This window comes from Nocardia sp. NPDC058640 (assembly GCF_042716995.1).
GTDB lineage: Bacteria > Actinomycetota > Actinomycetes > Mycobacteriales > Mycobacteriaceae > Nocardia.
In genome coordinates, this window is sequence record NZ_JBHXRG010000003.1 from 69477 (window position 1) to 93062 (window position 23586).

A 23586-nucleotide genomic window follows, 5' to 3' on the forward strand; every position below is an offset into this window, starting at 1 on the left:
ACCAACGCGGCTCAGGCCGCCGGTACTGGTTTGTCGACAGTGCCGGGCGTGCGGCGCGGGTGGGCCAGGAACGCCGCGACCGGTGCCACCACCGCCGCGACCAGACCGGCGGCGAACCCGTTGCCGTAGAGGTTCAGCCCCACCACTAACACACCGGTCACCTGCGCGGTCGAGGCGTGCAGGAATCCGGCGACCACACCCCACTGCGGGCCGAACCGTCCCGCGATCGGCGCCAGGCACGTGCCGAACAGTGCGGCCCAGATCATGCCCGGATCGGTCAGCTCGAGCGGTTTGAGCAACCCGGCCAACACCACACCGACCACGATCGGCACGATATTGAGCGCGTGCTTGCCGCAGGCACCGAACCCGATCACGCTGAGGATCCCCGCCACGACCGGACCGTTGAGGGGTGCGCCGATGACGAGCACATACCCGACCGCCAGCGCACCGATCACGGCGATGTTGAGCAAGACCGCGCCCGCACCGTAGTCGGCGAGAAAGTCCGACGGTGCCCGGCCGTCATTGCGCAGCAGGCGTGCGTAGGCCCGCCACGGCGAGCGGTCGCAGACGAACGCCGCGACCAGCATGGCCACCAGACAGATCGTCAACAGAACGAGGATCGCGGTGTTGTGCCCGGAGGTCCACGCCATCTCCGGTTGCGGGCCGAGTCCGAAGGCCTGATAGACCGCCACGATCACCGCGCCGACAACTCCGGCGACGAATCCCATGTTGTACAGGCTGTATCCAGCATGGGTGTGGAACAGTCGCCGCGCCACCGGCGGCACCACGAACCCGATGAGCACCGACGTCGACACGCCCAGCGCGATGCCGGCCCACGCGGGCAGCGCTGTGGTGAAGACCAGCACCGAGAAGATCGGCGACAACGCGGTGGCGAAGAACGCCGTCGACACATAGTCGGCCAACCGGTCACCGCGAACCACGGCATACAGTGCGACACCCGCGATGATCGGCCAGATATTGAGCAGCGTCTTGCCGTACAGGGAAGTACCGAGCAGCAGCAGCAGGCACGCCACCGCGTCCCCGTTCACCGGCGCACCGGTCAGCCGAAACGCCAGGCATGCCACCAAGGTGACCAAGCCCGCCTGGGCGAACGCGCCGCCCAGGCCCCCGACCCCGACGAAGTCGGTGACCACCAGGTCACGCGCGAACACGATGTCGCCGATGCCGCGCACCACCTGTGCGGGTGTGTCGACTGCGAAACCGAACAGCACGAACGCCAGTGCCGTCGCGGTGATGATCACCAGCAGTGTGTGTTGGTCACGTCGGCCGGTCGTCGAGTTCACCGCACTTCTCCTCGCTGTCGAGCAGCTTCGGTCAGCGTCGCGGACAGGCCGCGTCGGTCTTCGCAGCGACCGCAGGGCAATCGGCATCGCGGGGAGGTTCGACCAGCGCTTCGATCGCGATGCTAGCGGATCCGATCGCGGCTTCGGCGTGGACCGCAGACACGCGGCGCGCCCTGTTCAGCGGTAGTCACGACGCGACTGCCCGCTCTGACACGCGTGTTGAGCAGGGGGTCTGGTGTTACGGTCAGGAATGATTTCGTCCGAGCCCGTCTGATCGGCTTTCGTTCGACAGGCTCATCCTCGGCAACGATGTGGCATCCGTGACTCACAAGGGAACACCATGAATGACGTCGCAAGCAGTCGTGTGTCCGAGTCTCCGCGTCGGGGATTGTCTTTCGGTGGTGTAGTCGGGGTGCTGGTGTTGACCTGGCTGTCGTTGACGCCGTCGTTGTTGCCGCGCGGGCCGCTGTTCCAGGGCGTGGTCACCGGTGCGGCGGCCGTGCTCGGTTACGGACTCGGGCTGGCGGTCACCGCCGCGATCGGCTGGATGCTGGAACGTCGGATCGGGTCGGCGCCGAAGGCATTGCGCTGGGGTTTGGCGGTCGTGGCGGTCGTCGGCACGATCGGCGTGCTGCTCTGGTATGCCGACTGGCAGAGCGAACTGCGTGCGCTGATGGGCGTGGAGGACCTGCCGTGGCACGCCTATCCGATCATCGTGGTGGTCGCCGTGGTCGTGTTCGCGATACTGCTCGCGATCGTGCGTGTGTGTGCGGCGGCGGTTCGGTGGGTCGGGCGGCACGTGGAACGGGTACTGCCCGCGCGCGTTTCCGTAGTGGTGGGCGCGGTGGTGGTGGCACTGCTGCTGGTCGCCGCGGTCAACGGTGTGGTGGCCGAGGCCGGGATGTCGGTGCTGAATCGGTCGTTCAAGGCCGCCAACGAGCAGTCCCCGGACGACACTTCCGCGCCGACGCTGCCGCAGCGCTCCGGCGGGCCCGGCTCGTTGGTGAGCTGGGACTCCCTGGGCAGGCAGGGCCGCATTTTCGTCACCAACGGTCCCACGCCCGTCGACTTGACCGCGTTCAGCGGCCGACCCGCCCCCGAACCGATCCGCGTCTACACGGGTCTGGATTCCGCGGAGAACGTGCGTGCCGAAGCCGATCTCGCGGTCGCGGAGTTGCGGCGCGCCGGGGGATTCGACCGGGCGGTGCTCGGTGTGGCCACCACCACCGGCACTGGGTGGATCAACGAGTCGACCGCGTCCGCGCTGGAATACCTGGCCAACGGCGACAGTGCGCTGGTGAGTATGCAGTACTCGTTCCTGCCCAGTGCGCTGTCGTTCCTCGTCGATCAGGAACGCGCACGCCAGGCCGGTCAAGCCCTGTTCGAAGCCGTGCACGCGGTGTGGGACACCATGCCCGCCGAGCACCGGCCGAAACTGGTCGTGTTCGGCGAGAGCCTCGGATCATTCGGCGGTGAGGCCGCGTTCGCCAGTGTGCAGGACATCGCCGCGCGCACCGACGGTGCCCTGTTCGTCGGTCCTACCGGTCTCAACTCCATCTGGGGCGACACCACCGCGCGACGCGACCCGGGTTCGCCGGAAACGCTGCCGATCTACCGCGATGGAGACACCGTTCGATTCGTCGCCGACGCCGCCGATCTGGCACGCCCGGCAGCCCCGTGGCCGTCGCCTCGGGTGGTGTACCTGCAACATGCCTCCGACCCCATCACGTGGTGGTCACCGAAGTTGCTGTTCCAGAAGCCGGACTGGCTGTCCGAACAACGCGGCAGCGACGTCCTGCCCAGCACCCGCTGGATCCCCGTGGTGACATTCCTGCAGGTCTCGGCGGACATGGCCGTGTCGGTCGACGTCCCCGACGGTCACGGGCACACCTTCCACGCGGCTATCGCCGATTCCTGGGCGGCGATCCTGCAACCGCAGGGCTGGACTCCGGCCGATACCGAACGGCTTCGCGGAATTCTGCGCGGCGAAGGCTGAACGCGACGGCTCAGTGGCTGCGACGCAGAACTGCCTCGTAGAAACGGATCCCGTGTTCGAGGGATGCCACCGATAGTCGTTCGTTGACCGAATGCAGCAAACCGCGAGCCTGCTCGTCGAGCTCGAACGGGTAGAAGCGGTAGACGTAATCGCTGATCTGGGCGAGGTGGCGTGCGTCGCTGGCGCCGACGACGAGGAACGGGGAGATCACCGCGCCGGGAAAGGTTTCGGCGACAGCGTCTTTGACGCGGTCGAACGCGGGACCGTCGGTGCGCGCGGCCGGGGTGGGTTCGGAGGCGTTGATGATCGTGAGCTCGACGTGCGGGTCGTCGATGACCTTGCGGATGCGCTCGACGGTGCCGGCGACGGTTTCGCCGGTGAGGATGCGGATGTTGAGCACCGCCGACGCGGATTCGGCCATGATGTTGGTGCCCTGGCTGCCTTCGAGCATCGTCGGCACCGCGGTGGTGCGGATCATCGCGTTCATCAGCGGCCCGGATCGGGGCATCAGGGCGGCGATCAGGCGCTGGAACCTGTCGGCGCGCGACAGGACCGCGGCGAGCGGGCCGGTGGAGTGTTCACCGATGATGGTGAGCATTTCCATGATCGGCGGGGTGATCTGGGCCGGAAAGTTGTAGTCGCCCATTTTCACCAGGGCGCGCGCGATGCGGGTGGTGGCCGGGTTCTTGCCGGGCATGGAGGCGTGGCCACCGGGGTCGACCGCGGTGAGTTGCAGGTCGAGCAACCCTTTTTCGGCGGTGCCGATGACGGCGACCTTCTCGGGGATCGGGAACAGGTCCCCGGCCACGCCGCCGCCCTCGTCGATGACCAGGCCGGGCACGATGTTGTGCGCACGGAAGTACTCCACCACGGTGGGGACGCCGATGCCCGCGACTTCCTCGTCGTGGCCGAACAACAGGTAGACGTCGCGGTCGGGTGTGAACCCTTGGGCGAGAAGGATTTCCACGGCCTCGCAAATGCACACGAGCGGGCCTTTGTCGTCGATGGCCCCGCGGCCCCAGATCACCCCGTCGGCGACCTCGCCCGAGAACGCCGGGAACGTCCAGTTGGCCGGGTCGCCGGGGGCGACGACGTCCTGGTGGGCCATGAGCACGATCGGGTCCGCGCTCGAGCCGGTATCCCAGTGGTAGACCAGGGTGTGGTCGGCGAAGATCTGCCGACGCAATTTCGCGGTCATCACGGGGTAGAGGGTCTCGAGCGTCTCGCGGAAGAGTGTGAATTGCGTCCAGTCGGTGTCGTTGGCGTCCTGCGTGGTGACGGTAGGAATCTGTAGCAAGGTAGACAGCCGCTGGACCGCGCCGTCCAGGTCGATGGTGCCCTCCGTCATGCCGCTGTCCTCTCCCGAGAATATGCACCTGTTGGCGCGTCTAGCCCGGTTCACAGCGTATACCTGGTTACCACCCTCACCAGGCTGAATGCGGTGCGCGCCCGCTTCCTGAGGTGATCAGGCCGCGCCGCGTGCGGACTCGAGCGCTGTCAGGGCGAGGGACAGCTCCAGATAGGTGCGCTGGCCTTCCAGTGGACGGTCGAGCAGGGTCGAGATCCGCTGTAGGCGGTTGAGCACGGTGTTGCGATGGCAGTGCAACCGCACCGCCGCGTTGGCTGCTGAGCAGTTGTGCGCCAGCCATTCCGACAGGGTTGCGATCAGCGCGTCTCGGTCTCGGGCGGGCAAGGCCAGGACCGGGCCCAACACCCGGGCAACCAATAGGTCGGCCAGATCTGGTGACCGCAGTAGCAGCGCTTCGGGGTAGCGGTCGTTGAGTGAGACCAGGCCGACGGTGCCCGCGGGCACGGTGTCGAGGGCGACGCGGGCGAGTGTGTGCGCGGAGTCGACGTCGGCGAGGCCGGGCACGGCGGGGGAGGCCGCGGCACGTCCGCGGGTCAGGGGTCGCAGGTGGTGCAGGACCGTGTCGGCGTCGCGGTCGGCCAAGGAGACCAGGCCGATCACGGTGTCGGCGCGGCTGTGCCAGATCGAGCGGATGCCCACTGCCCGCAATACCGTTTCGGGGTCCGACAGGGCGGCGCGACCATCCGGTAGCGGGGCGGCCACGATCACCAGGTAGGCGGTGTGCAGCGGAATGTTGAGTTCTCGGCCTGTGCGCGCGGCGAACGTCGCGTCGTGGGCGCGGCCTGCGAGCAGGTCCTCGATGAGGGCGTGCTTGCGGCGTTCGTCGCGCCGGACCATGTCGAGTTCGGTGTTGCGGTAGGCCGTGGACAGTGCCGACGACAGGCCGTCGATGACGGTCCACATGGCGGTGCCCGCGGCGCGGATCTCGCGGGGGGTGACCGCGACGGTCTCGGCACAGTCGAGCAGCGCCTCCCACACGATGCGGCCGCCTAGCCGGAAGGTTCGCAGCATCGCCTCGAGCGGAACACCTTGTGCGGCACGGTGTTCGCCGATTTCGGCCGCGACGGCGTCGGGCTCGGGGACGGGTGCCGCTGTGCTGAGGCGGTCGAGGATGCGCGCGAGGTAGCGCCCGCACGCGTCGCGTAACTCCGCGCGCGGGACCGAGGTGTAGTCGTTCCACTCGGGGTTGTCGGTGAACACGGCGGTGATCAACTTGTCGGTCAGCGCGGGAAGGTCGGCGCGGCACGCTTCGGCCAGCGCGCGAATATCGCCGCTGTCGTCGGTTGGCACGGACACTCCTCTGCTTCGGTGCTCGCCGAGCCCGGGTTCGCACCAGGGCCTCGAGCGAGGCGTTCTGGATAATGTAGGTCGCCTCGATCGCCGACGATGACCGGGCCCACGAACCGGGCCTGATTGGGCAACGCGCCCAACCGCAGGCCCTGAACTCTGGGCTGTCGGTCGATTGTTTGTGCATCAGTGGACCGTGAGACTCATCGGACGACCCGAGCCGAACCGTGGACGGGTTGATCGTTCGAGCTGAGGAGCACCACGAGTGCCGGATTTCGATCTTTTGGTGATCGGTGGCGGACCGGGCGGATATGTGGCCGCCATTCGCGCCGCGCAACGCGGCCTGAAGGTCTGCGTTGTGGAGAAGGAGCGCCCTGGCGGCGTGTGCCTGAACTGGGGCTGCATCCCGACCAAGGCGATGTTGCGGTCGGCGGAGGTTTTCCAGACACTGTCCACCGCAGCGGAATTCGGTGTTCACGCCGATAATGTGCGCTACGACTTCGCCGCGGTGCGGAACCGCAAAGACGCCATCGTCACGGAGCTGACCAACGGTGTCGCGGGCCTGCTGAAGGCCAACGGGGTCACCGTGATCGACGGCCACGCCCGGTTCGTCGCGCCGACCACCGTGGAGGTTCACGAGGTCGGTGGCTCGCCGATCTTCGACGGCGGCCCCCGCTATGCCGCCGCCCCTGGCGCGCCGATTCGCCGGGTGAGCGCGCGCGATGTGATCGTGGCGACCGGTTCGGTGCCCGCGCAGCTGCCGATCCCCGGTGCCGGGTTGCCCGGTGTGGTCACCTCCGATGGCGCGTTCGGCCTCACCGAGGTGCCGCGACGGTTGGTGATCATCGGCGGCAGCGCTGTCGGTGCGGAATGGGCCAGCCTGTTCGCCACCTTCGGCAGTCAGGTCACGGTCGTGGAAATGCGTGATCGTCTGGTTCCGTTGGAGGACAAGGAGATCGGTGACGCGTTAGGTCGCTCGTTCCGCAAGCGCGGGATCACCGTCCTGACCGGCGCCACGGTCACCGCCATCACCGAGGGTGACGCCCTGCGGGTGTCGGTCGGCGGCCCGGCGGCGCAGGAGCTGGACGCCGACGTGGTCCTGGTCGGCGTCGGGCGACGTCCGAATACGTCCGAACTCGGGCTCGAGGTCGCCGGAATCGCCACGGACACACGCGGATTCATCGAGGTCGACGACCGACTACGGACCGGGGTCGAGCACGTGTACGCCATCGGGGATGTCACCGGGCGCGCGCTGCTGGCTCACGTGGCATCACATCAGGGCATCACCGCCGCCGACGTCATCGCCGGGCACGACGCTCACATCGACTACGCGGTGATCCCGGCCGCGACGTTCACCCACCCGGAGATCGCCAGCGTCGGTCTCACCGAAGAGGCCGCTCGCGCCGCCGGTCATGAGATCGTCGCCGCCAAGTTCCCGTTCGCGGCGTTGGGCCGGGCGAAGACCTTCGGGGAGACCGAGGGGTTCGTCAAAATCATTGCGGGGCAGCAGCATCGGGAAGTGCTCGGCGTGCACATCATCGGCCCGTCTGCCAGCGACCTGATCACCGAGGGCGCACTGGCGATGTCGCTGGAAGCCACGCTCGACGAGTTGGCCGACACCATTCACGCCCACCCCACCTTCGGCGAGATCGGCATGGAGGCGGCCATGGCCGGACTCGGCCTGCCGGTCCACGTCGCGCCACGCAAGCGTTGAGGAGCACGACCATGACAACGACCACCGCGCGGAGCACACCCACTCGCAGGCGCACGAAAACCTCCGCACCCGCGGCCACCGACATCGATTCCGCTGTCGCAGTGGAAGATCCAGAGACCCTGCGTGGCCTCTACCGCGACATGCTGTTCATTCGACGGTTCGAGGAGCGCACCGCCCAGAGTTACCAGCAGGCCAAGATCGGCGGCTACTGCCACCTGAACCTCGGTGAAGAGGCCACCGTCGTGGGCCTGGGCGCCGCGATGCGTCCCACCGACTACCTGTTCACCAACTACCGCGAACACGGATACGCGCTGGCCAAGGGCATCGAACCGGGTCGCGTGATGGCCGAACTCTACGGCCGCTCCACCGGCACCTCGAAGGGCTGGGGCGGGTCGATGCACATGTACGACACCGCGACCCGACTGCTGGGCGGTTACGCCATCGTGGGTGGTCAGGTTCCGCTGGCCATCGGTGCGGCGCTGGCCATCGATTACCGCGACGGCGACGACGTCGTGGTGTGTCAGATGGGGGAGGGCACCACCAACATCGGCGCCTTCCACGAGTCGCTCAATATCGCCGCGCTGTGGCGGCTGCCGGTGGTGTTCCTGGTGATCAACAACCAGACCGGCATGGGCACCACGGTCGAGAAGTCGTCGGCTGAACCGGATCTGTGGAAGCGCGCGGCCGCCTACCGCATGCGTGGCGAACGGGTCGACGGCACCGATGTGCTGGCCGTGCGCGACATGGCAAGCGAACTCATCGAAGACGCCCGCCGCAATCGCGCACCCGCACTGCTGGAAGCGGTGAGCTATCGACTCAAGGGCCACTCGGTGGTGGATCCCGGCAAGTACCGCAGTCCCGACACCGTCGCCACCGCCCGCGAGCACGATCCGATCGTGCTGTGGCAGCGGCGGTTGCTCGCGGCCGGGGTGCTGACCGAACAGGCGCTGACCGATCTCGAAGGCGAAGTGGCCGCGGGTGTCGCCGCCGCGGTCGAATTCGCCGACGCCAGTCCGCATCCGGAGCCGTCGAGCCTGTTCGACTACACCTACGCCACCCCGGTGCCCGGCGATTCCCGTCGCCTGCCCGCCGATCCGCTCTTCACCCACTGAGGACCCCACTGTGCCTGTCATGACCTATCGCGAAGCGCTGCGCGACACCCTTGCCGAGGAAATGCGCCGCGACGACGACGTCTTCCTGATCGGTGAGGAGATCGGCGTGTTCGAAGGCTCCTACAAGATCACCGCCGGTCTGCTCGCGGAGTTCGGCGAGAAACGGGTGCGCGACACCCCCATCGCCGAAGAAGGTTTCGTCGGTGCGGCGATCGGCGCCGCGATGCTGGGTCTGCGCCCGGTCGTGGAGCTCATGACGATCAACTTCTCGCTGCTGGCGCTGGATCAGATCGTCAACCACGCCGCGAAGATCTACGGCATGTTCGGCGGGCAGACCAATGTGCCCATCGTCATCCGGACTCCGGGCGGCGGCGGCCAGCAACTGGGTGCGACGCACTCGCAGAACATCGAGCTGTACTACGCCTTCGTGCCCGGCCTGAAGGTCGTGGCGCCCAGTACGCCCGCCGATGCCAGGGCATTGCTCAAAGCCGCTATCGCCGACAACGATCCGGTGCTGTTCCTGGAGAACCTGTCGCTGTACAACACCAAGGGCGAGGTGCCCGACGACCTGCCGCCCGTCCAGATCGGCAAGGCCGCGGTCACCCGCGAGGGCACCGATATCACCGTGATCGGCTACTCCCGGATGGCCACCGTGGCCACCGAGGTCGCCGAACGGCTTGCGGGCGAAGGTATTTCGGTCGAGGTCATCGACCTGCGCAGCTTGCGCCCGCTGGACCGCGACACCATTGTGGCGTCGGTCCGCAAGACCGGGTGCGCGGTGATCGGCGAAGACGACTGGCTCACCTACGGCATCGGCGCGGAGATCGCGGCCTCGATCTCCGATGGCGCCTTCGACTATCTCGACGCCCCCGTGCGTCGGGTGGCGATGGCCGAGGTGCCGCTGCCCTATGCCAAGCCACTGGAGAAGCTCGCCCTGCCGTCCGCGGAATCGCTGTACACCGCGGTGACGGAAACCCTGGCGGCCGTCGGCCGGCGGCGCTGAGAAACTGAGGAACACGCTATGCCCGACATCATCATGCCCCGGCTGTCCGACACCATGGAAGACGGCGTCGTTTCCGTATGGCTCAAGAAGGTGGGTGATCCCATCGCCCGCGGCGAGATCGTCGCCGAGATCGAGACCGATAAAGCGTTGATGGAACTGGAAGCCTACGACGACGGCGTCCTCGAACGGATCATCGCCGAAGCGGGGGTTCGCGTGCCGATCGGTGAGCCGATCGCGGTCGTGGGTGACGGCACCACACCCGTTGCGGCACAGTCTGTTCCGTCGACACCGGCTGTGTCCGACCTCGGCTCGACCACCGCGGTTGTCGAGACCCGACGCGACGAAGGAGTGCCGCGCACGCAGGTGGTCAAGGCCTCGCCGCTGGCTCGTAAGATCGCGCGCGAGTTGGACGTGGATATCGATGCCGTGGTGGGGACCGGTCCGGGTGGGCGGATTACCAAAGTGGATGTGCAGGCCGCGCACAGTGCCGGCGCTGTCGTGACTCCCGCGGTGCCATCAGGTGACGTGAGTGTCGTTGCGCCATCAGGTGATGTGAGTGCTGTTGCGCCGCAAGAGGTTCCCGTGTCAGGGGACTTCGAGGAAGTTGCGCTGACCAACATTCAGCGCGTGTCGGCGACCCGCCTCACCGAGAGCAAGCAGCAGGCGCCGCACTTCTACGTGACCATCGCGATCGACGTGACCGAACTGTTCGCGTTCCGCGAGCGGATCAACGCGACGCTGACTGCGGCGGGCGACGGCAAGGTCAGTGTGAACGATCTGCTGGTCAAGGCGGTGGCGGTCGCGCTGGCGAAGAATCGCGCGATCAACGTCAGTTTCGCGGGTGACAAGGTGTTGCGCCACAAGGGAATTCACATCGGCATCGCGGTCGCGACCCCGGTCGGGCTGCTCGTTCCGGTGATTCGTGACGCGGACCGGCTCAGTGTGTCCGAGATCGCCACCGACAGCCGTGACAAAGCGACCCGCGCCCGCGACCGCAAGCTGCGTGCGCCGGAGATGTCGGGCGGCACCTTCACCATCTCCAACCTCGGCATGTTCGGCATCGAGCAGTTCACCGCGGTCATCAACGCGCCCGAAGCCGCGATCCTGGCCGTGGGCGCGGCGGCCGACGAGCTGCGCTTGGACGGCGACGAGGTGGTCGTGCGCAAGATCCTGCGCGTGACCCTGTCCGCGGACCACCGGGCCATCGACGGCGCGGTCGCGGCCCAGTTCCTGGCACAGGTGAAGGAGTTGCTGGAGAACCCGCTGAGAATTGTCGCCTAGCGGGATTCCCAGTTGGCGAGAAGTTCTCGGTCAATTGTCCAATTTGTAGGGTGTCGGGGCCGCGAGGCGATTACGGTGCCGCGCATGTCTCGTACACACCGCATCCTCGCGGCCGCCGCCCTGGCCGCTGTCCCGCTCACCGCCGCAGCGCCCGCCCCGGCCGCTCCGGTGGTGAACAAAGTCGTGGTCATCGGCATCGATGGCACGCTGTGGAGTGAGGTGGCCGCGGCCGATGCGCCCAACCTCGACCGCCTGGCGGCGCAGGGCACCCTGGCGCGCACCTCCATCGCTCCGCACACCACGATGTCGTGCGTGTCATGGGCGACGGCGCTGACCGGTGTGTGGGATACCAAGCACGGCATCCAGGACAATGAATCCACCTGCAACGCAGGGGCTTTCGCGCCGTATCCGACGGTGTTCACGCAGGCGGAGCGGCAGCGTCCGGCATTGTCGACGGCGTCGATCGGGACCTGGGACACGATCGGCATGATCGCGCGCACGGGCAGCCCGGCGGCGGACCGGGTCACCGTCACGCAGATCGACCCGACCGGTTCGGGCGTGTGTGAGAGCACCGCCGACGCCAGCGCCACCGCACAGGCCGTCTCCGCCATCGAGGACGGCACCGACCTGCTGTTCACCCACCTGGACCAGGTGGACATCGTCGGACACACGCTGCGCGGAGTCTGGCCGCAGGCATACCGCGACGCCATCGGCCGTGCGGACGCACTGATCGGAAAGATCGCCGCCGCGGTCGACGCGCGGGCGGCCGCGCACACCGACGAGCAGTGGACGATTCTGGTCACCACCGACCACGGCCACAAGCCCGACGGCGGCCACGGCGGTCAAAGTGCCGACGAGACAGCCAGTTTCGTTGTCGCGCGCGGCCCGGGCTTCGCCGCGGGCACTCAGAACAACGGCTACACCCTCGCCGACATCACGCCGACCGTGCTGGACCTGCTCGATATCTCGGCCCCCGCGAACCTCGACGGCGAGTCGATGCTGACAGGCGGCTCGGGCAACCCGGCAGCACCGGTGCCGAACACCCCACCGGTCGGTTCCGGCATCACCGGTTCATCGTCGGGCTCGGCCCAGGCGGCCATGGTCGCGAACCCGCTGTGCATCCTGGGCAGCGGTTCGGCGGGTGGATCATCGGACAGGTGATCTCAGGCTGCCTGGACGGCGGCTTCCTCCGACACCTCTGACAGTGTCCCGAGAGCAAGGTTTTTCTGCCTTGTGAGCCAAAGGATTGCGCTGTGCCGCAGCACCCAGTTAGGTGCATCCTCGAGGAGGAAACACACAGTGGCACACGCTATTCGATTCGCTGAAACCGGTGGTCCCGACGTGTTGCGGTGGGAATCCACCGAGGTCGGGCAACCAGGGCCGGGGCAGGTCAGGATCCGGCACACCGCGGTCGGACTCAACTTCGCCGACACGTATTTTCGCACGGGGCTGTACCCGGCGGCGCTGCCCGCGGGACTGGGCGTGGAGGGGGCGGGTGTGATCGAAGCCGTCGGCCCCGGCGTCGAGTTCGCGGCCGGTGATCGTGTCACCTACACCGGCAGCCCGCTCGGCGCGTACAGCACCGAACGGGTCATGCCCGCCGAGCACCTGATCGCCCTGCCCGACGGCATCGCGTTCGACACCGCCGCCGCGACCACCATGCGCGGCCTTACCACCGCCTACCTGTTGCGCCGCATCCACCCGTTGCGCGCGGGAGACACGGTGCTGCTGCACGCGGCGGCGGGCGGGGTCGGCCAGCTGTTCACGCAATGGGCGAAGTTGCTGGGCGTGCACGTGATCGGCACGGTGTCCAGCGAGGAGAAGGCCGCGGTCGCGCGTGCCAACGGCTGCGATCACGTGGTGATCTACACCCGTGAGGACGTCGCGACGCGGGTGCGTGAAATCACCGACGGCGCAGGTGTTCCCGTGGTGTACGACAGCATCGGCAAGAGCACCTACCAATCCTCGATCGACTCGCTGGCCCGGCGCGGCCTGCTCGTGTGCTTCGGCACCGCGTCGGGTCCGGTGCCGCCGATCGAGGCGAGGCAACTGGCGGTGAAGGGCTCGCTGTTCGTCACCAGACCCGCCCTGGCCGACTACATCGCCGACTCGGCCGAACGCGCGGAACTGGCGGGCGAACTGCACGACCACCTCACCGCGGGACGCCTGCGGGTCGACATCAACCAGCGCTACGAACTCTCAGACGCCGTGCGCGCGCACCGCGACCTCGAAGCGGGCACCAGTGTCGGCGCCTCGGTCTTCACGGTCTGACGCGCCCGTCGCAAGGGGAAACACCGGTCCGTCGGGCGGGTGCGCTCAGGGCACGTCCAACACGCTGGCTGGAACCCCGTAGGGCAGGAAGCGGACTCGTCGGCGGTCGTCGGTGTTGTCGCGGTGGGCTCGTAATGCTTCGAGTTCGGTGGGGAATACCTGGTCGACGTTGGCCTGGCCGGTGTCGTCGATGGTGTAGATCGCCCACACTCCGCTGCCGGTTTCGCCCGCGGTCTCGGGTTCAGGTTTCGGCGTGGGTGGTTGCTGGGGTCCGAAGAACTGGCCGACCAGGGCACCGAGGTCGACTTGGTCGACGCGGTCGAGGTAGCCGCCGGCCTTTCCGAGCAGGTCGAGGAATTCTGTTCCCGCTTCGCGCAGTGCGCGTTCGACATCGTCGGGGTCGATGCCGAAAGGTCCATCGGTTGCCATCGCGTGTGCTCCTGGGGACGAGTCGGACGTCTGGATCCCCAGTGTCCTCGCGAAACGGCGACCTCGCCACGACGAGATCGGACCGGATACGCCGAAGGGCGCCGCTGCGAAACAGCGGCGCCCTGCGGTATCAGCGGAACTTACTCTGCGGCAGTTTCTTTCACCCGTGACCGGCGCAGCGTGGTCAGGCCGTAGCAGACGGCCAGCACGGCGGCGAAGACCAGGCCGGTGATCGCCGCTTGGCGCATGTCGGGGATCTTCACCGCGGTGGCGGCGACGGCGAGCACGCCGGCCGCGGCCAGCACCGCGAGGACGCTGCCGCCCGGAATGCTGAACCCGGTGAACTCCTCCGGGTTGGCGTTGCGGTGGCGACGGAAGGCCACGTACGAGGCCAGGATCAGCAGCCACACCAGCATGAGCGCGAAGATCGCGATCGACATCATGATGCCGAACAGCCCGCTCACGTCGTAGAAGGCCAGCAGCGCCGCGGCGGCGATGCCCATGGTCGAGGCGGCCAGCGCGATGGCGGGCACGCCGCGGCGGCTGAGCTTGGCCGTCGGGGCCGGGGCCAGTTTGTCGGCGCCCAGCGAGTGCAGCAGGCGGGACGCGCCGTAGAGGTGGGCGTTGGCGGCGGAGATGGCGGCGATGAGCACCACGGCGTTGGTCAGTGTCGCCGCGGCGGGCACGCCGACCACGGAGAACACCTGCACGAACGGGCTGGTTTCGACGCTGCCGTCGCTGTCGGCCAGTTGACGCCACGGAATCAGCGCCATCACCAGGATGATCGACAGGATGTAGAAGAAGCTCAGTCGCCAGGCGAGCTGACGCATCGCGGTGCGGATGGTGCGCTGCGGGTCCGCGGCTTCGGCCGAGGCGATGGCCACGACCTCGAAGCCCGCGTAGGCGAACATCACCACCGACATGGCCAACCAGATCGAACTCGCACCGTGGGGCATGAAACCGCCGTCATCGGTGAGATGCGCAAGCCCGGTGGCCTGCGTGTCGGGCATGCCGAAGAACACCAGCAGTGCCGCGCACAGGATGAACGCGCACAGCGCCACCACCTTGATCGTGGACAGCCAGAACTCGGTGGTGCCGAACGATTTCACGCTGATGATGTTGACCGCGAGCACCACCGCGGCGATCGCCAGGATGGCCGCCGACATCGGTACCGCGGGCCACCACCATCGGATATACAGCGCTGCGGCGACAACTTCGGTGCCGATGACCACCACGGCGCTGAACCAGTACAGCCACCGGCTCAGGAAGCCGGCCCACGGGCCCAGATAGGTCTGGGCGATGGTGCCGAACGAACCCTGGACCGGGTGCGCGGCACACATCTCGCCCAGGAGCACGGCGATGACGCCGACCAGCAGGGCGCCGAGTACATAGGACACGATCACCGCGGGTCCGGCGGCCGAGATGGCCGATCCGGAGCCGAGGAACAGGCCGGTGCCCAGTGCGGAGCCGAGGCCGATCATGGTGGTTTGTCGGTGGGTGAGGGAGCGGACCAGCGTGGCCCCCTCACCTTCCGGTGGGCGAATATCGTTGGAGGCGGGGGCTTTGTGTGGTGCAGCCATGACGGCGGTGTCCTTCTGCAGGGGTGGGGCGGGGAACTCGAAGGGTCAGGTGACAGTGGGGCGCTGGGTGAACTCGGGGGTTCGGTGAGCGCCGGAGGTGACGATGTCGTGTAGTTCCCGCACGGCGTGCAGCACGTCGGCGTGCGACACGTACAGCGGGTTGAACCCGAAGCGCAGCAGGTCGGGGGCGCGCATGTCGCCGATCACGCCGCGCGCGGTGAGCGCGGCGACCAGCGGGTACGCCTCGGGATGGCGCAGGGCGACCTGGCTGCCGCGGTGGGCGGGGTCGCGCGGGGTGGCCATGGTGAAGCCGAGACCGTCCAGCAGCGTGTCGACGCATTCCTGGAAGAACCCGGTCAGCGAAATCCCTTTGGCGCGTACGTCTTTCATCTCCACGCCGTCGAAGGCGGTGAGCGCGGCTTCCAGGGCAAGCAGCGACAACAGCGGAGGCGTGCTGATCCGGGCGCGGGAGATGCCCGGTCCGGGGGTGTAGGTGCCCGACATCGCGAACGGTTCCGCGTGGCCGTGCCAGCCGGTGATGGGCTGGTCGAAGTCCTGCTGATGACGCTGCGCGACGTAGGCGAACGCCGGCGCGCCGGGACCACCGGACAGGTACTTGTACCCGCAGCCGACCGCGAAATCCGCTGCGATGGCATCGAGTTCGACCGGCAGCGCGCCCGCGGCGTGGCACAGATCCCAGTGCATCACCGCGCCCGCGGCGTGCGCGGCCTCGGTGAGCGCGGCCATGTCGTACAGCTCGCCGGTGCGGTAGTCCACCGGTGCGTAGGCCGCGACCGCGACGTTCGCACCCTCGGCGGCCAGCACCGCGGCGGCCTCACGGGCGGGCACCCGTCGAACTTCGAGGTCGAGCATTCTGCCCACCGAGTCGGCGATGTACTGGTCGGTGGGGAAGTGATCGGGGTCGGTGAGCAGCAGTCGGCGGTCGGGGCGCAGGCGGGCGGCGGCGACCAGGGTGTTGAACAGCTGGACGCTGGTGGAGTCACCGACCACGACCTGGCCGGGCGCGGCGCCGATCAGTCGGCCGAGGGTGTCGCCGGTGCGCAGCGGGGCTTCCCACCAGCCGTTGCCGTTCCAGGAGCGGATCAGGTCGGTGCCCCACTGGCGACGCACCGCGTCCTCGATCACCGCGGGCACGGCGGCGGGCAGGGCGCCCAGGGAGTTGCCGTCGAGGTAGGTGACGCCGTCGGGGAGCAGGAAGCGGTCACGGACGTGGGCGAGCGGGTCGGCGGCGTCCAGCGCAGTGGCGCGTTCGGTCAACATGAGGTGTCTCCGTCGTGGTGTGTAGGGGTGCCGGCTCGGACGAGATCCAGGGCGATGTCGGTGAGCAAGTCTTCCTGCCCGCCGACCAGTCGCCGCTGTCCTGCCTCGACGAGCAGGTCGCGCGTGTCGAGTCCGTGGCGCGCGGCCGCTGTTTCCGCGTGCCGCAGGAAGCTCGAGTACACCCCGGCGTAGCCCAGCGTCAGCGTTTCCCGGTCGACCCGCACGGGCCGGTCCTGTGTCGGCCGGACGAGGTCCTCGGCGGCGTCCATCAGCGGGAACAGGGCGCAGCCGTGTTCGAAGCCCATCAGGTCCAGGACCGCGATGGTCGGTTCCAGCGGGGCGTTTCCGGCGCCCGCGCCCTGTCCGGCCAGCGAGGCGTCCACGCGGTAGGCGCCCTCCTCGACTGCCGCGATGCTGTTGGCCACGCCCAGACCGAGGTTGTGGTGGGCGTGGATGCCGATCTCGGTGTTCGGGTCGAGGACCTCGCGGTAGGCGCGGACCCGTTCGCGCACGCCGTCCATGGTCAGTCGACCGCCGGAGTCGGTGACGTAGACGCAGTGCGCGCCGTAGGACTCCATCAGGCGGGCCTGGGCGGCCAGTTCCGCCGGCGGGGCCATGTGCGACATCATCAGGAAGCCCGACACGTCCATGCCCAGCTCGCGGGCCAGGGTGATGTGCTGGGCGGAGATGTCGGCCTCGGTGCAGTGGGTGGCCACGCGAACCGACGTGACACCCAACGCGTGTGCGCGGCGCAGGTCCTCGGAGGTGCCGATGCCGGGCAGCAGCAGGGTGGTCAGGCGAGCCTTGGTGAGTACTTCGGCCGCCACCTCCAGCCACTCCCAATCAGTGTGTGCGCCAGGGCCGTACGTGATCGAGGACCCGGAAAGGCCGTCGCCGTGGGCCACTTCGATGGCGTCCACGCCCGCGGCTTCCAGTGCGGCCGCGATCGAGCGGACCTGGTCGAGGGTGTAGCGGTGCGATACCGCGTGCATTCCGTCGCGCAGGGTGACGTCTTGGACGTAGACCTTGTTCATCGGGCCGGGCTCCGTTCAGCCAGACGCTGCGCGGTGCGCAGCGCGGCGGAGGTCATGATGTCGAGGTTTCCGGCATAGGCCGGGAGATAGTGGGCGGCACCTTCGACTTCGAGGTAGACCGAAACCAGCAGGCGCCCACCGCCTGCCAGGCGGACCAGGGGGTCGTCGGCGGCCAGTGCGCGGAACTGTGGCTGCTGCTTGAGCCGGTAGCCGGGCACGTACGCGGCCACGGTGGCGGCCATCGCGTGCACGGAGGCGGCGACCTGGTCGGTGTCGCAGTCGTCGACGATGCAGTGCACGGTGTCGCGCATCAGCAACGGCGGTTCTGCGGGGTTGAGCACGATGATGGCCTTGCCGCGGGTCGCGCCGCCGACCTGTTCCAGTGCGCGAGAAGTGGTTTCGGTGAACTCGTCGATGTTGGCGCGGGTGCCGGGTCCGGCCGACCGCGAGGCGATCGAGGCGACGATCTCCGCGTAGTGCACCGGTGCGACCGCGGACACGGCGGCCACGATCGGGATGGTGGCCTGGCCACCGCAGGTGACCATGTTGACGTTGCGGGCGTCCAGGTGCTCGTCGAGGTTGACCGACGGCACCACATACGGGCCGATCGCGGCCGGGGTGAGGTCCACGATCGTCTTGCCGAACGGTGCCAGCGCGGCCGCGTTGTGGTGGTGCGCGCCTGCGGAAGTGGCGTCGAAGACGATGTCGATGTCGTCGAAGCCGTCCATGGCCAGCAGCCCGGCCACACCGTCGGAACTGGTGGGTACGCCCAGACGTCGGGCCCGCGCCAGACCTTCGGAGTCCGCGTCGATGCCGATCATCGCGCCGGCGGAGATCGTCCCCGATCCGCGAATGATCTTGATGAGGAGATCGGTGCCGATATTGCCCGATCCGATCACAGCTGCCTTCATCGGACGGCCTCCTTCAACAGCGGGGTCAGGCCGAAGAAGCGAATGGCGTTGCCGCCCAACACTGCTGCCTGTTCGTCAGGGGTGAGGGTGCTCTCGCGCACCAGGGCGCCGATGTTCTCCTCGCCGAGCGGGAAGGGGTGGTCCGAGCCCAGCATCACGCGTTCCGCGCTCATCACGTCCACCAGCAAGCGCAGCGCGCTCTGGTCGAACACGGCCGAGTCCACGGCGAAGCGGTCGGTGTAGTGCGAGGGCGGGTGCGGGCTGTCGGCGCGGACGATGTCGCGGCGGTGCCAGGCGTTGTCGGCGCGGCCCAGCATGTACGGGAAGCTGCCGCCGCCGTGGGCGAACAGCAGTCGCAGCGAGGCCGGGAGGCGTTCGAACGAGCCGGACAGGATCAGCGACAGGATCGTGAGGTGGGTTTCCGCGGCCATGCCAGCCAGCCACGCGAGCATGTACCGCTCGAAACGGGGGCCCGTGGGCATGTCCCAGGGGTGCACCAGCACGGCCGCGTTCTCGTGGGCGCAGTGCGTGAGGAATTCCTGCAGTGCACCGTGGTCGAGGTCGCGGTCGCCGATGTGGTTGCCGATGTGCACACCGTGGAAGCCCTGGGCCATCGCCTCGGTGAGCACGGCGCAGGCCGCTTCGGTGTCTTGCAGCGGGACCTGGCACAGCGGGGCCAGCCGGTTCGGTGCGTACGAACTGTAGTGCAGCAGCCGGGAATTGACCGTGTGGCACCAGTCGGTGGCACGCTGCGACTCGAGGTCGTAGCCGAACATCAGCGGGGTGCTGGACAGCACCTGGATGTCGACGCCGAGCCGGTCCAGATCGGCCACCCGCTCGGAGGGGTCCCACAGGGTGCGGCGCACGGGCCGGTATTCGGCGGACCCGGCCATCATCATTCCCGCATCGCCGTCGCCGGTGCGCAGCCAGGGGCCGTCCTCGGAGCCGGTCAGCGTCCGCGACTCGGCGCGGCTGATCTCCGGGAAGACGTGAGCGTGGATGTCTACCAGCGTCATTCGCTGTCCACCTCGTCGCGACGGGTGCGCGGACGCAGCTGCTCGGGCCAGTCCTTGCCCGGGTGCACGGTCCCGCAGTGTCCGCAGGTGCGGGCGGCTTCGTCGGCGTAGAACGCGCTGAACACCGGCGGCAGGTCGTCCACGATCGAGGTGAGCTGCAGTTCGCTGCGGTGCACCAGGTGGTGGCAGTTCATGCAGTACCACTCGAACGCGTCGCGGTGGCCTTGCGGGCGGGCGAACTCCACGACCAGGCCGATGCTGCCTTCCTCTGGGCGCTGCGGGGAGTGCCGCAGGTGCGCCGGGGCGAGGAACACGTCTCCTTCGCGGATGTGGATGTCGCGGGGCGGCTGCCCTTCCTCCTCCATCACGCGCAGGACCATGTCGCCCTTCAACTGGTAGAAGAACTCTTCGATCGGGTCGTCGTGGAAGTCGGTGCGGCGGTTGGGGCCGCCCACGATCGTCACCATCAGATCGGCGTCCTGCCAGATCTGCACATTGCCGACCGGCGGCTGCAGCAGGTGGCGGTGTTCTTCGATCCAAGCCTGGAGATTGAACGGGTTCATGGTCATCGCAACTCCTTGGTCTGCGGGAGGTGGGCTACGGCGCTGATCTCGATCAGCAGATGCGGGTGGGGAAGTTGATGGACCGCGACCGTAGTGCGGCTGGGGCCCGTCTCGTCGAAATACTCGGCGTACACGTCGTTGTAGCCGCCGAAGTCGTTCATGCTCACCAGGTACGTGGTGACCGACACCAGATTGTCGAGGCTGCCGCCGACCGCGCCCAGCAGGCTCGCGATGTTGTCCAGCACCGCGCGGGTCTGGGCCCGGATGTCCAGGTCGGTCACGCCCATCGGGTCCACGCTGGCACCGACGAAACTGCCGTCGGGGCGGCGGGAACTGGTGCCCGACACGAAGACCAGGTCGCCCGCTCGGCGCAGGTGCGGGAAACGGCCGCGCGGTGGGGCGGCACCGGGGACGATCACGCGGCCTCCTCGGTGGTGAAACCGACCGTGCCCAGGCCCGCGACAGTGGCTCGGACGTGGGTGCCGGGCGATAGCGCCACGGCGGCGGTCGCCGCGCCGGCCAGGATCACTGTGCCGGGTGCCAGCTCACCGGCGAGGCGGGCGGCGGCGGCGAGGGCGCGCAGTGGATGGCCGAGAATCGCTGCGGTGGAACCGGTTTGGACGAGGCGTCCGTCCAGCTCGAGCAGGACACCGAGGTTGCCGAGGTCGGTCATGTCGCTCCACGCGCCCACGACATAGCCTGCTGCGGAGGTGTTGTCGGCGATCACTTCGGGCAGGGAGAACCGGAACCCGTCGTAGCGCGAGTCGATCACTTCCAGCGCGGGTGCCACCGCCGCGACAGCCGCCGCGGGATCGCCGCCGGCGCGCAGTGTGTCGCCGAGCAGGAACGCCACTTCGGGCTCGACCCGGGGATGGATCAGCCCGGAGACGTCGAACTTTCCGCCGTCGGCGATGTGCATCCGGTCCGTGAGTCGGCCGTGGATCAGGTCGGACACGCCCATCTGCCGCATCTTCGCCAGGCTGGTGAAACCGAGCTTGAAGCCGGTGATCTGTTCGCCGCGAGCGAGCTTGCGCGCCACCAGGGCGGCTTGGACGGCGTATGCCTGGTCGGTGTCGGACAGTCCGCTGCCGCCGCCGGGCAGCGGGCGCGCGTGCAGGGCCGCGTCGTCGAGAGTCTGCGCCAGTTCCGCGGTGTTCATCAGGCGTCTCCTTCTTCTGCCGGGCGACCGAAGGCCGCGCGCACCGAGCCGAGATTGTCGATGCGAGCTTCGAGGACATCGCCGGGCTCGACGCTGACCATGGGGCCGAGCGCGCCGGTGAGGACGGTGTCCCCGGCGCGCAGCGGTCGGCCCAGTCGCACGAGCGTGTCGGCCAGCCAGACCGCGGCGTGCAGCGGATTGCCCAGGCAGGCCGCGCCCGCACCGGTGGACACGGGCTCGCCGCGGCGTTCCAGGACCATGCCCGCGGTCCGCAGGTCGATGTCGCGCAGCAGCACGGGCCGGTTGCCCAGCACGTAGAGGCCGCTCGAGGCGTTGTCGGCGATGGTGTCCACGACGGTGATGTCCCAGTCGCGGATACGGCTGCCGACCACCTCGATGGCGGGCAGCGCGAAGGCGGTCGCGCGGATCACGTCGGCCACGGTGTGGCGCTCGTGGGTGAGGTCGTGCTCGAGCACCAGGGCGACCTCGGCCTCGGCCTTGGGCTGCAGCACCGAACCCCAGGGGATCTCGGCGCCGTCGGCCACGGCCGTGTCATCGAGCAGCGGGCCGAAATCCGGTGTGTCCACACCCAATTGGGCCTGCACGGCCTTCGAGGTGAGTCCGATCTTCCAGCCGGTGATGCGGCGGCCTTCGGCCAGGCGGCGATCGGTCAGGATGGACTGGACGGCGTAAGCGGCGTCCAGGTCTCCGGCCGGGAGGATGTCGCGAACGGGGTCGCACGGGATTCCGCTGTGGCGCGCCTGGTCGATGCGCTCGGCGGCTCGGGTCACGGCACTCACAACTTCACACACACATTCATCGGCTCGGAGAAGAAATCGAGGGAGTGGTCGCCGCCCTCACGGCCGATCCCGGACGCCTTCACGCCGCCGAACGGCGTGCGCAGGTCGCGCAGATTCCAGGTGTTGACCCAGGCGATGCCGACGTCCAGGGCGGGGGCCACGCGGTGCGCGCGGCTCAGATCGCCGGTCCACACGGTGGCGGCGAGGCCGTACGGGCTGGCGTTGACCAGGTTCAGGGCCTCCTCTTCGGTGTCGAAGGGTGCCAGGTGCACAACGGGTCCGAAGATCTCGTCGCGGACCGCGGGATGGTCTTCCGGCAGGCTGGTGAGCACGGTGGGCTCGACCCAGAAACCGCCGTCCCGTTCGTCTTCGAACTTCGGCGCCTTGCCACCGGCGAGCACCTGGCCGTCGGCTGCGGCCTTGTCGAGGAAGCCCAGAACCTTGTCGCGGTGTGCGGCGGAAACCATGGGGCCGTAACCACTCAGCTGCTTCGCGCCCTCGGCCAGCGCTTGCGCGAACGCGTCGAAGATCGACCGTTCCACGTACAGGCGTTCGGTGCACAGGCACACCTGCCCGCTGTGGGTGAACGCCGAACGCAGGGTGCCTTGGACGGCCTGCTCGAAGTCCGCATCGGCGAAGACCAGGCCGGCGTTCTTGCCACCCAGTTCGAACGACACCGGCGTCAGGTGCGCGGCCGCGGCCCGCATGATCGTGCTGCCGGTGCGCGACTCCCCGGTGAACGCGATCGCGTCGACACTCGGGTGCTCGGTGAGCCACTGCCCGGCCTCGCCCGCGCCGCCACCGTGCACCAGGTTGAACACACCCGCGGGCAGTTCGGCGTCGGCGATGACCTCGGCCAGCAGGCAGGCCGTGCTCGGTGTGAGCTCAGAAGGCTTGGCCACCACCGTGTTTCCCATGGCCAGCGCCGGGGCCACCTTCCAGGTGAGCAGCAGCAGCGGCAGGTTCCACGGCGAGATCACCGCGACCACGCCCAGTGGCTTGCGCACGGTGTAGTTCAGCGCGCCGCGACCGTCCGGGGTGGGGGTGTGCCAGGACTGTTCGCTGCGACCCGCGGTGAGGTCGGCGTACGCGCGGAAGTTGGCGATCGCGCGCGGGATGTCGATGGTGGAGGCGAGCTCGCGCGGCTTGCCGGTGTCGGCGCATTCGGCGGCGACGAACTCCTCGAAGCGCTGTTCGATGCCGTCGGCGATCCGGTGCAGCACGGCAGACCGCTGCGCCGGGCTCCAGGTGGACCACGGGCCGTGCAGCGCGTCCTTCGCGGCCTGCACCGCCTGGTCGACCAGCTCGCGGGGTGCGGCTGGAACCTCGCCCGTAGCGGCCCCGGAGACCGGATCGATCAGCGGGAACGGCACGCCCGACGTGTCGAACCTGCCTCCCACGTAATGCCGCACGGGTGAGTTCACCTTGTAGACCTCCGTTGCTGGGTCGGGACCTCTGATGTCCCGAAGCGTGTGG

Annotated in this window: 21 protein-coding genes; 7 read left to right on the top strand and 14 right to left on the bottom strand. The window is 68.5% G+C overall.

All coding sequences use genetic code 11. The features are described from left to right. Positions 1 to 11 precede the first annotated feature (11 nt). Complete coding sequence (locus ACFWU5_RS06705; protein WP_379266370.1) at positions 12 to 1304, bottom strand: DUF1576 domain-containing protein; 1293 nt, start codon at positions 1302 to 1304, stop codon at positions 12 to 14. 364 nt (positions 1305 to 1668) lie between these two features. Between ACFWU5_RS06705 and ACFWU5_RS06710 the strand changes: the two genes are divergently transcribed. Continuing rightward, complete coding sequence (locus ACFWU5_RS06710; RefSeq protein ID WP_379266371.1) at positions 1669 to 3300, top strand: alpha/beta hydrolase; 1632 nt, start codon at positions 1669 to 1671, stop codon at positions 3298 to 3300. Between the two features lie 10 nt (positions 3301 to 3310). Here ACFWU5_RS06710 and ACFWU5_RS06715 read toward each other — a convergent pair whose 3' ends face one another. Beyond that, positions 3311 to 4648: a M20/M25/M40 family metallo-hydrolase gene (locus ACFWU5_RS06715; protein ID WP_379266372.1), complete on the bottom strand. Its 1338-nt coding sequence runs from the start codon at positions 4646 to 4648 to the stop codon at positions 3311 to 3313. Between the two features lie 117 nt (positions 4649 to 4765). Beyond that, positions 4766 to 5959, bottom strand: coding sequence for a PucR family transcriptional regulator (locus ACFWU5_RS06720; protein WP_379266373.1), 1194 nt, complete (start codon positions 5957 to 5959; stop codon positions 4766 to 4768). 262 nt (positions 5960 to 6221) lie between these two features. Here ACFWU5_RS06720 and lpdA point away from each other — a divergent pair, with 262 nt between their 5' ends. The 6 genes from lpdA (at position 6222) to ACFWU5_RS06750 (ending at position 13337) form a co-directional block, all read left to right on the top strand. Further along, positions 6222 to 7670 carry a dihydrolipoyl dehydrogenase gene (lpdA, locus tag ACFWU5_RS06725; protein WP_379242898.1) on the top strand — a complete coding sequence of 483 codons (1449 nt, stop codon included), beginning with the start codon at positions 6222 to 6224 and terminating at the stop codon, positions 7668 to 7670. An 11-nt stretch (positions 7671 to 7681) separates the two neighbouring features. Further along, positions 7682 to 8782 (top strand): pyruvate dehydrogenase (acetyl-transferring) E1 component subunit alpha, encoded by a 1101-nt coding sequence (pdhA, locus tag ACFWU5_RS06730; protein ID WP_379266374.1) that lies wholly within the window; start codon positions 7682 to 7684, stop codon positions 8780 to 8782. Positions 8783 to 8801: 19 nt separating this feature from the next. After that, entirely contained in the window at positions 8802 to 9785 is a 984-nt protein-coding gene (locus ACFWU5_RS06735) for an alpha-ketoacid dehydrogenase subunit beta (protein ID WP_379242894.1), read from the top strand. A gap of 18 nt (positions 9786 to 9803) precedes the next feature. Continuing rightward, positions 9804 to 11066, top strand: a complete 1263-nt coding sequence (locus tag ACFWU5_RS06740) for a dihydrolipoamide acetyltransferase family protein (protein WP_379266375.1) — start codon at positions 9804 to 9806, stop codon at positions 11064 to 11066. Between the two features lie 84 nt (positions 11067 to 11150). Beyond that, on the top strand, positions 11151 to 12227 hold the full coding sequence (locus ACFWU5_RS06745; protein WP_379266376.1) for an alkaline phosphatase family protein: 1077 nt from the start codon (positions 11151 to 11153) through the stop codon (positions 12225 to 12227). Positions 12228 to 12365: 138 nt separating this feature from the next. Further along, the gene (locus ACFWU5_RS06750) at positions 12366 to 13337 is read left to right on the top strand and encodes a quinone oxidoreductase family protein (protein WP_379266377.1); all 972 of its coding nucleotides are present in this window, start codon (positions 12366 to 12368) and stop codon (positions 13335 to 13337) included. A gap of 45 nt (positions 13338 to 13382) precedes the next feature. Here ACFWU5_RS06750 and ACFWU5_RS06755 read toward each other — a convergent pair whose 3' ends face one another. The 11 genes from ACFWU5_RS06755 to ACFWU5_RS06805 form a co-directional block, all read right to left on the bottom strand. Further along, positions 13383 to 13766, bottom strand: coding sequence for a hypothetical protein (locus ACFWU5_RS06755; protein WP_379266378.1), 384 nt, complete (start codon positions 13764 to 13766; stop codon positions 13383 to 13385). A 140-nt stretch (positions 13767 to 13906) separates the two neighbouring features. Next, complete coding sequence (locus ACFWU5_RS06760) at positions 13907 to 15346, bottom strand: amino acid permease (RefSeq protein ID WP_379266379.1); 1440 nt, start codon at positions 15344 to 15346, stop codon at positions 13907 to 13909. Between the two features lie 45 nt (positions 15347 to 15391). Continuing rightward, on the bottom strand, positions 15392 to 16627 hold the full coding sequence (gene kynU / locus ACFWU5_RS06765; RefSeq protein ID WP_379266380.1) for a kynureninase: 1236 nt from the start codon (positions 16625 to 16627) through the stop codon (positions 15392 to 15394). Continuing rightward, positions 16621 to 17661 (bottom strand): 4-hydroxy-2-oxovalerate aldolase, encoded by a 1041-nt coding sequence (gene dmpG / locus ACFWU5_RS06770; RefSeq protein ID WP_379266381.1) that lies wholly within the window; start codon positions 17659 to 17661, stop codon positions 16621 to 16623. The genes kynU and dmpG overlap by 7 nt, the downstream gene beginning before the upstream one ends. Beyond that, the gene (locus ACFWU5_RS06775; RefSeq protein ID WP_379266382.1) at positions 17658 to 18572 is read right to left on the bottom strand and encodes an acetaldehyde dehydrogenase (acetylating); all 915 of its coding nucleotides are present in this window, start codon (positions 18570 to 18572) and stop codon (positions 17658 to 17660) included. Before ACFWU5_RS06775 ends, dmpG begins: the two co-directional genes overlap by 4 nt. After that, entirely contained in the window at positions 18569 to 19588 is a 1020-nt protein-coding gene (locus tag ACFWU5_RS06780; RefSeq protein ID WP_379266383.1) for an amidohydrolase family protein, read from the bottom strand. The genes ACFWU5_RS06775 and ACFWU5_RS06780 overlap by 4 nt, the downstream gene beginning before the upstream one ends. Continuing rightward, positions 19585 to 20157: a 3-hydroxyanthranilate 3,4-dioxygenase gene (locus ACFWU5_RS06785; protein WP_379266384.1), complete on the bottom strand. Its 573-nt coding sequence runs from the start codon at positions 20155 to 20157 to the stop codon at positions 19585 to 19587. The genes ACFWU5_RS06780 and ACFWU5_RS06785 overlap by 4 nt, the downstream gene beginning before the upstream one ends. Further along, positions 20154 to 20570: a RidA family protein gene (locus ACFWU5_RS06790; RefSeq protein ID WP_379242874.1), complete on the bottom strand. Its 417-nt coding sequence runs from the start codon at positions 20568 to 20570 to the stop codon at positions 20154 to 20156. The genes ACFWU5_RS06785 and ACFWU5_RS06790 overlap by 4 nt, the downstream gene beginning before the upstream one ends. Beyond that, on the bottom strand, positions 20567 to 21310 hold the full coding sequence (locus ACFWU5_RS06795) for a 2-keto-4-pentenoate hydratase (protein WP_379266385.1): 744 nt from the start codon (positions 21308 to 21310) through the stop codon (positions 20567 to 20569). Before ACFWU5_RS06795 ends, ACFWU5_RS06790 begins: the two co-directional genes overlap by 4 nt. Further along, the gene (locus tag ACFWU5_RS06800) at positions 21310 to 22110 is read right to left on the bottom strand and encodes a 2-keto-4-pentenoate hydratase (RefSeq protein ID WP_379266386.1); all 801 of its coding nucleotides are present in this window, start codon (positions 22108 to 22110) and stop codon (positions 21310 to 21312) included. Before ACFWU5_RS06800 ends, ACFWU5_RS06795 begins: the two co-directional genes overlap by 1 nt. Beyond that, positions 22107 to 23534: a 2-hydroxymuconic semialdehyde dehydrogenase gene (locus ACFWU5_RS06805; protein ID WP_379266387.1), complete on the bottom strand. Its 1428-nt coding sequence runs from the start codon at positions 23532 to 23534 to the stop codon at positions 22107 to 22109. Before ACFWU5_RS06805 ends, ACFWU5_RS06800 begins: the two co-directional genes overlap by 4 nt. Between the last annotated feature and the right edge of the window lie 52 nt (positions 23535 to 23586).

What these genes read in the sequence shown, in the direction of transcription:
- ACFWU5_RS06715 (WP_379266372.1), bottom strand. Translation starts at nt 4,648, where the DNA reads ATGACGGAGGGCACCATCGACCTGGACGGCGCGGTCCAGCGGCTGTCT.
- pdhA (WP_379266374.1), top strand. Translation starts at nt 7,682, where the DNA reads ATGACAACGACCACCGCGCGGAGCACACCCACTCGCAGGCGCACGAAA.
- ACFWU5_RS06780 (WP_379266383.1), bottom strand. Translation starts at nt 19,588, where the DNA reads ATGACGCTGGTAGACATCCACGCTCACGTCTTCCCGGAGATCAGCCGC.
- ACFWU5_RS06745 (WP_379266376.1), top strand. Translation starts at nt 11,151, where the DNA reads ATGTCTCGTACACACCGCATCCTCGCGGCCGCCGCCCTGGCCGCTGTC.
- ACFWU5_RS06795 (WP_379266385.1), bottom strand. Translation starts at nt 21,310, where the DNA reads ATGAACACCGCGGAACTGGCGCAGACTCTCGACGACGCGGCCCTGCAC.
- dmpG (WP_379266381.1), bottom strand. Translation starts at nt 17,661, where the DNA reads ATGAACAAGGTCTACGTCCAAGACGTCACCCTGCGCGACGGAATGCAC.
- kynU (WP_379266380.1), bottom strand. Translation starts at nt 16,627, where the DNA reads ATGTTGACCGAACGCGCCACTGCGCTGGACGCCGCCGACCCGCTCGCC.
- ACFWU5_RS06735 (WP_379242894.1), top strand. Translation starts at nt 8,802, where the DNA reads ATGACCTATCGCGAAGCGCTGCGCGACACCCTTGCCGAGGAAATGCGC.
- ACFWU5_RS06740 (WP_379266375.1), top strand. Translation starts at nt 9,804, where the DNA reads ATGCCCGACATCATCATGCCCCGGCTGTCCGACACCATGGAAGACGGC.
- ACFWU5_RS06760 (WP_379266379.1), bottom strand. Translation starts at nt 15,346, where the DNA reads ATGGCTGCACCACACAAAGCCCCCGCCTCCAACGATATTCGCCCACCG.
- ACFWU5_RS06775 (WP_379266382.1), bottom strand. Translation starts at nt 18,572, where the DNA reads ATGAAGGCAGCTGTGATCGGATCGGGCAATATCGGCACCGATCTCCTC.
- ACFWU5_RS06755 (WP_379266378.1), bottom strand. Translation starts at nt 13,766, where the DNA reads ATGGCAACCGATGGACCTTTCGGCATCGACCCCGACGATGTCGAACGC.
- ACFWU5_RS06785 (WP_379266384.1), bottom strand. Translation starts at nt 20,157, where the DNA reads ATGACCATGAACCCGTTCAATCTCCAGGCTTGGATCGAAGAACACCGC.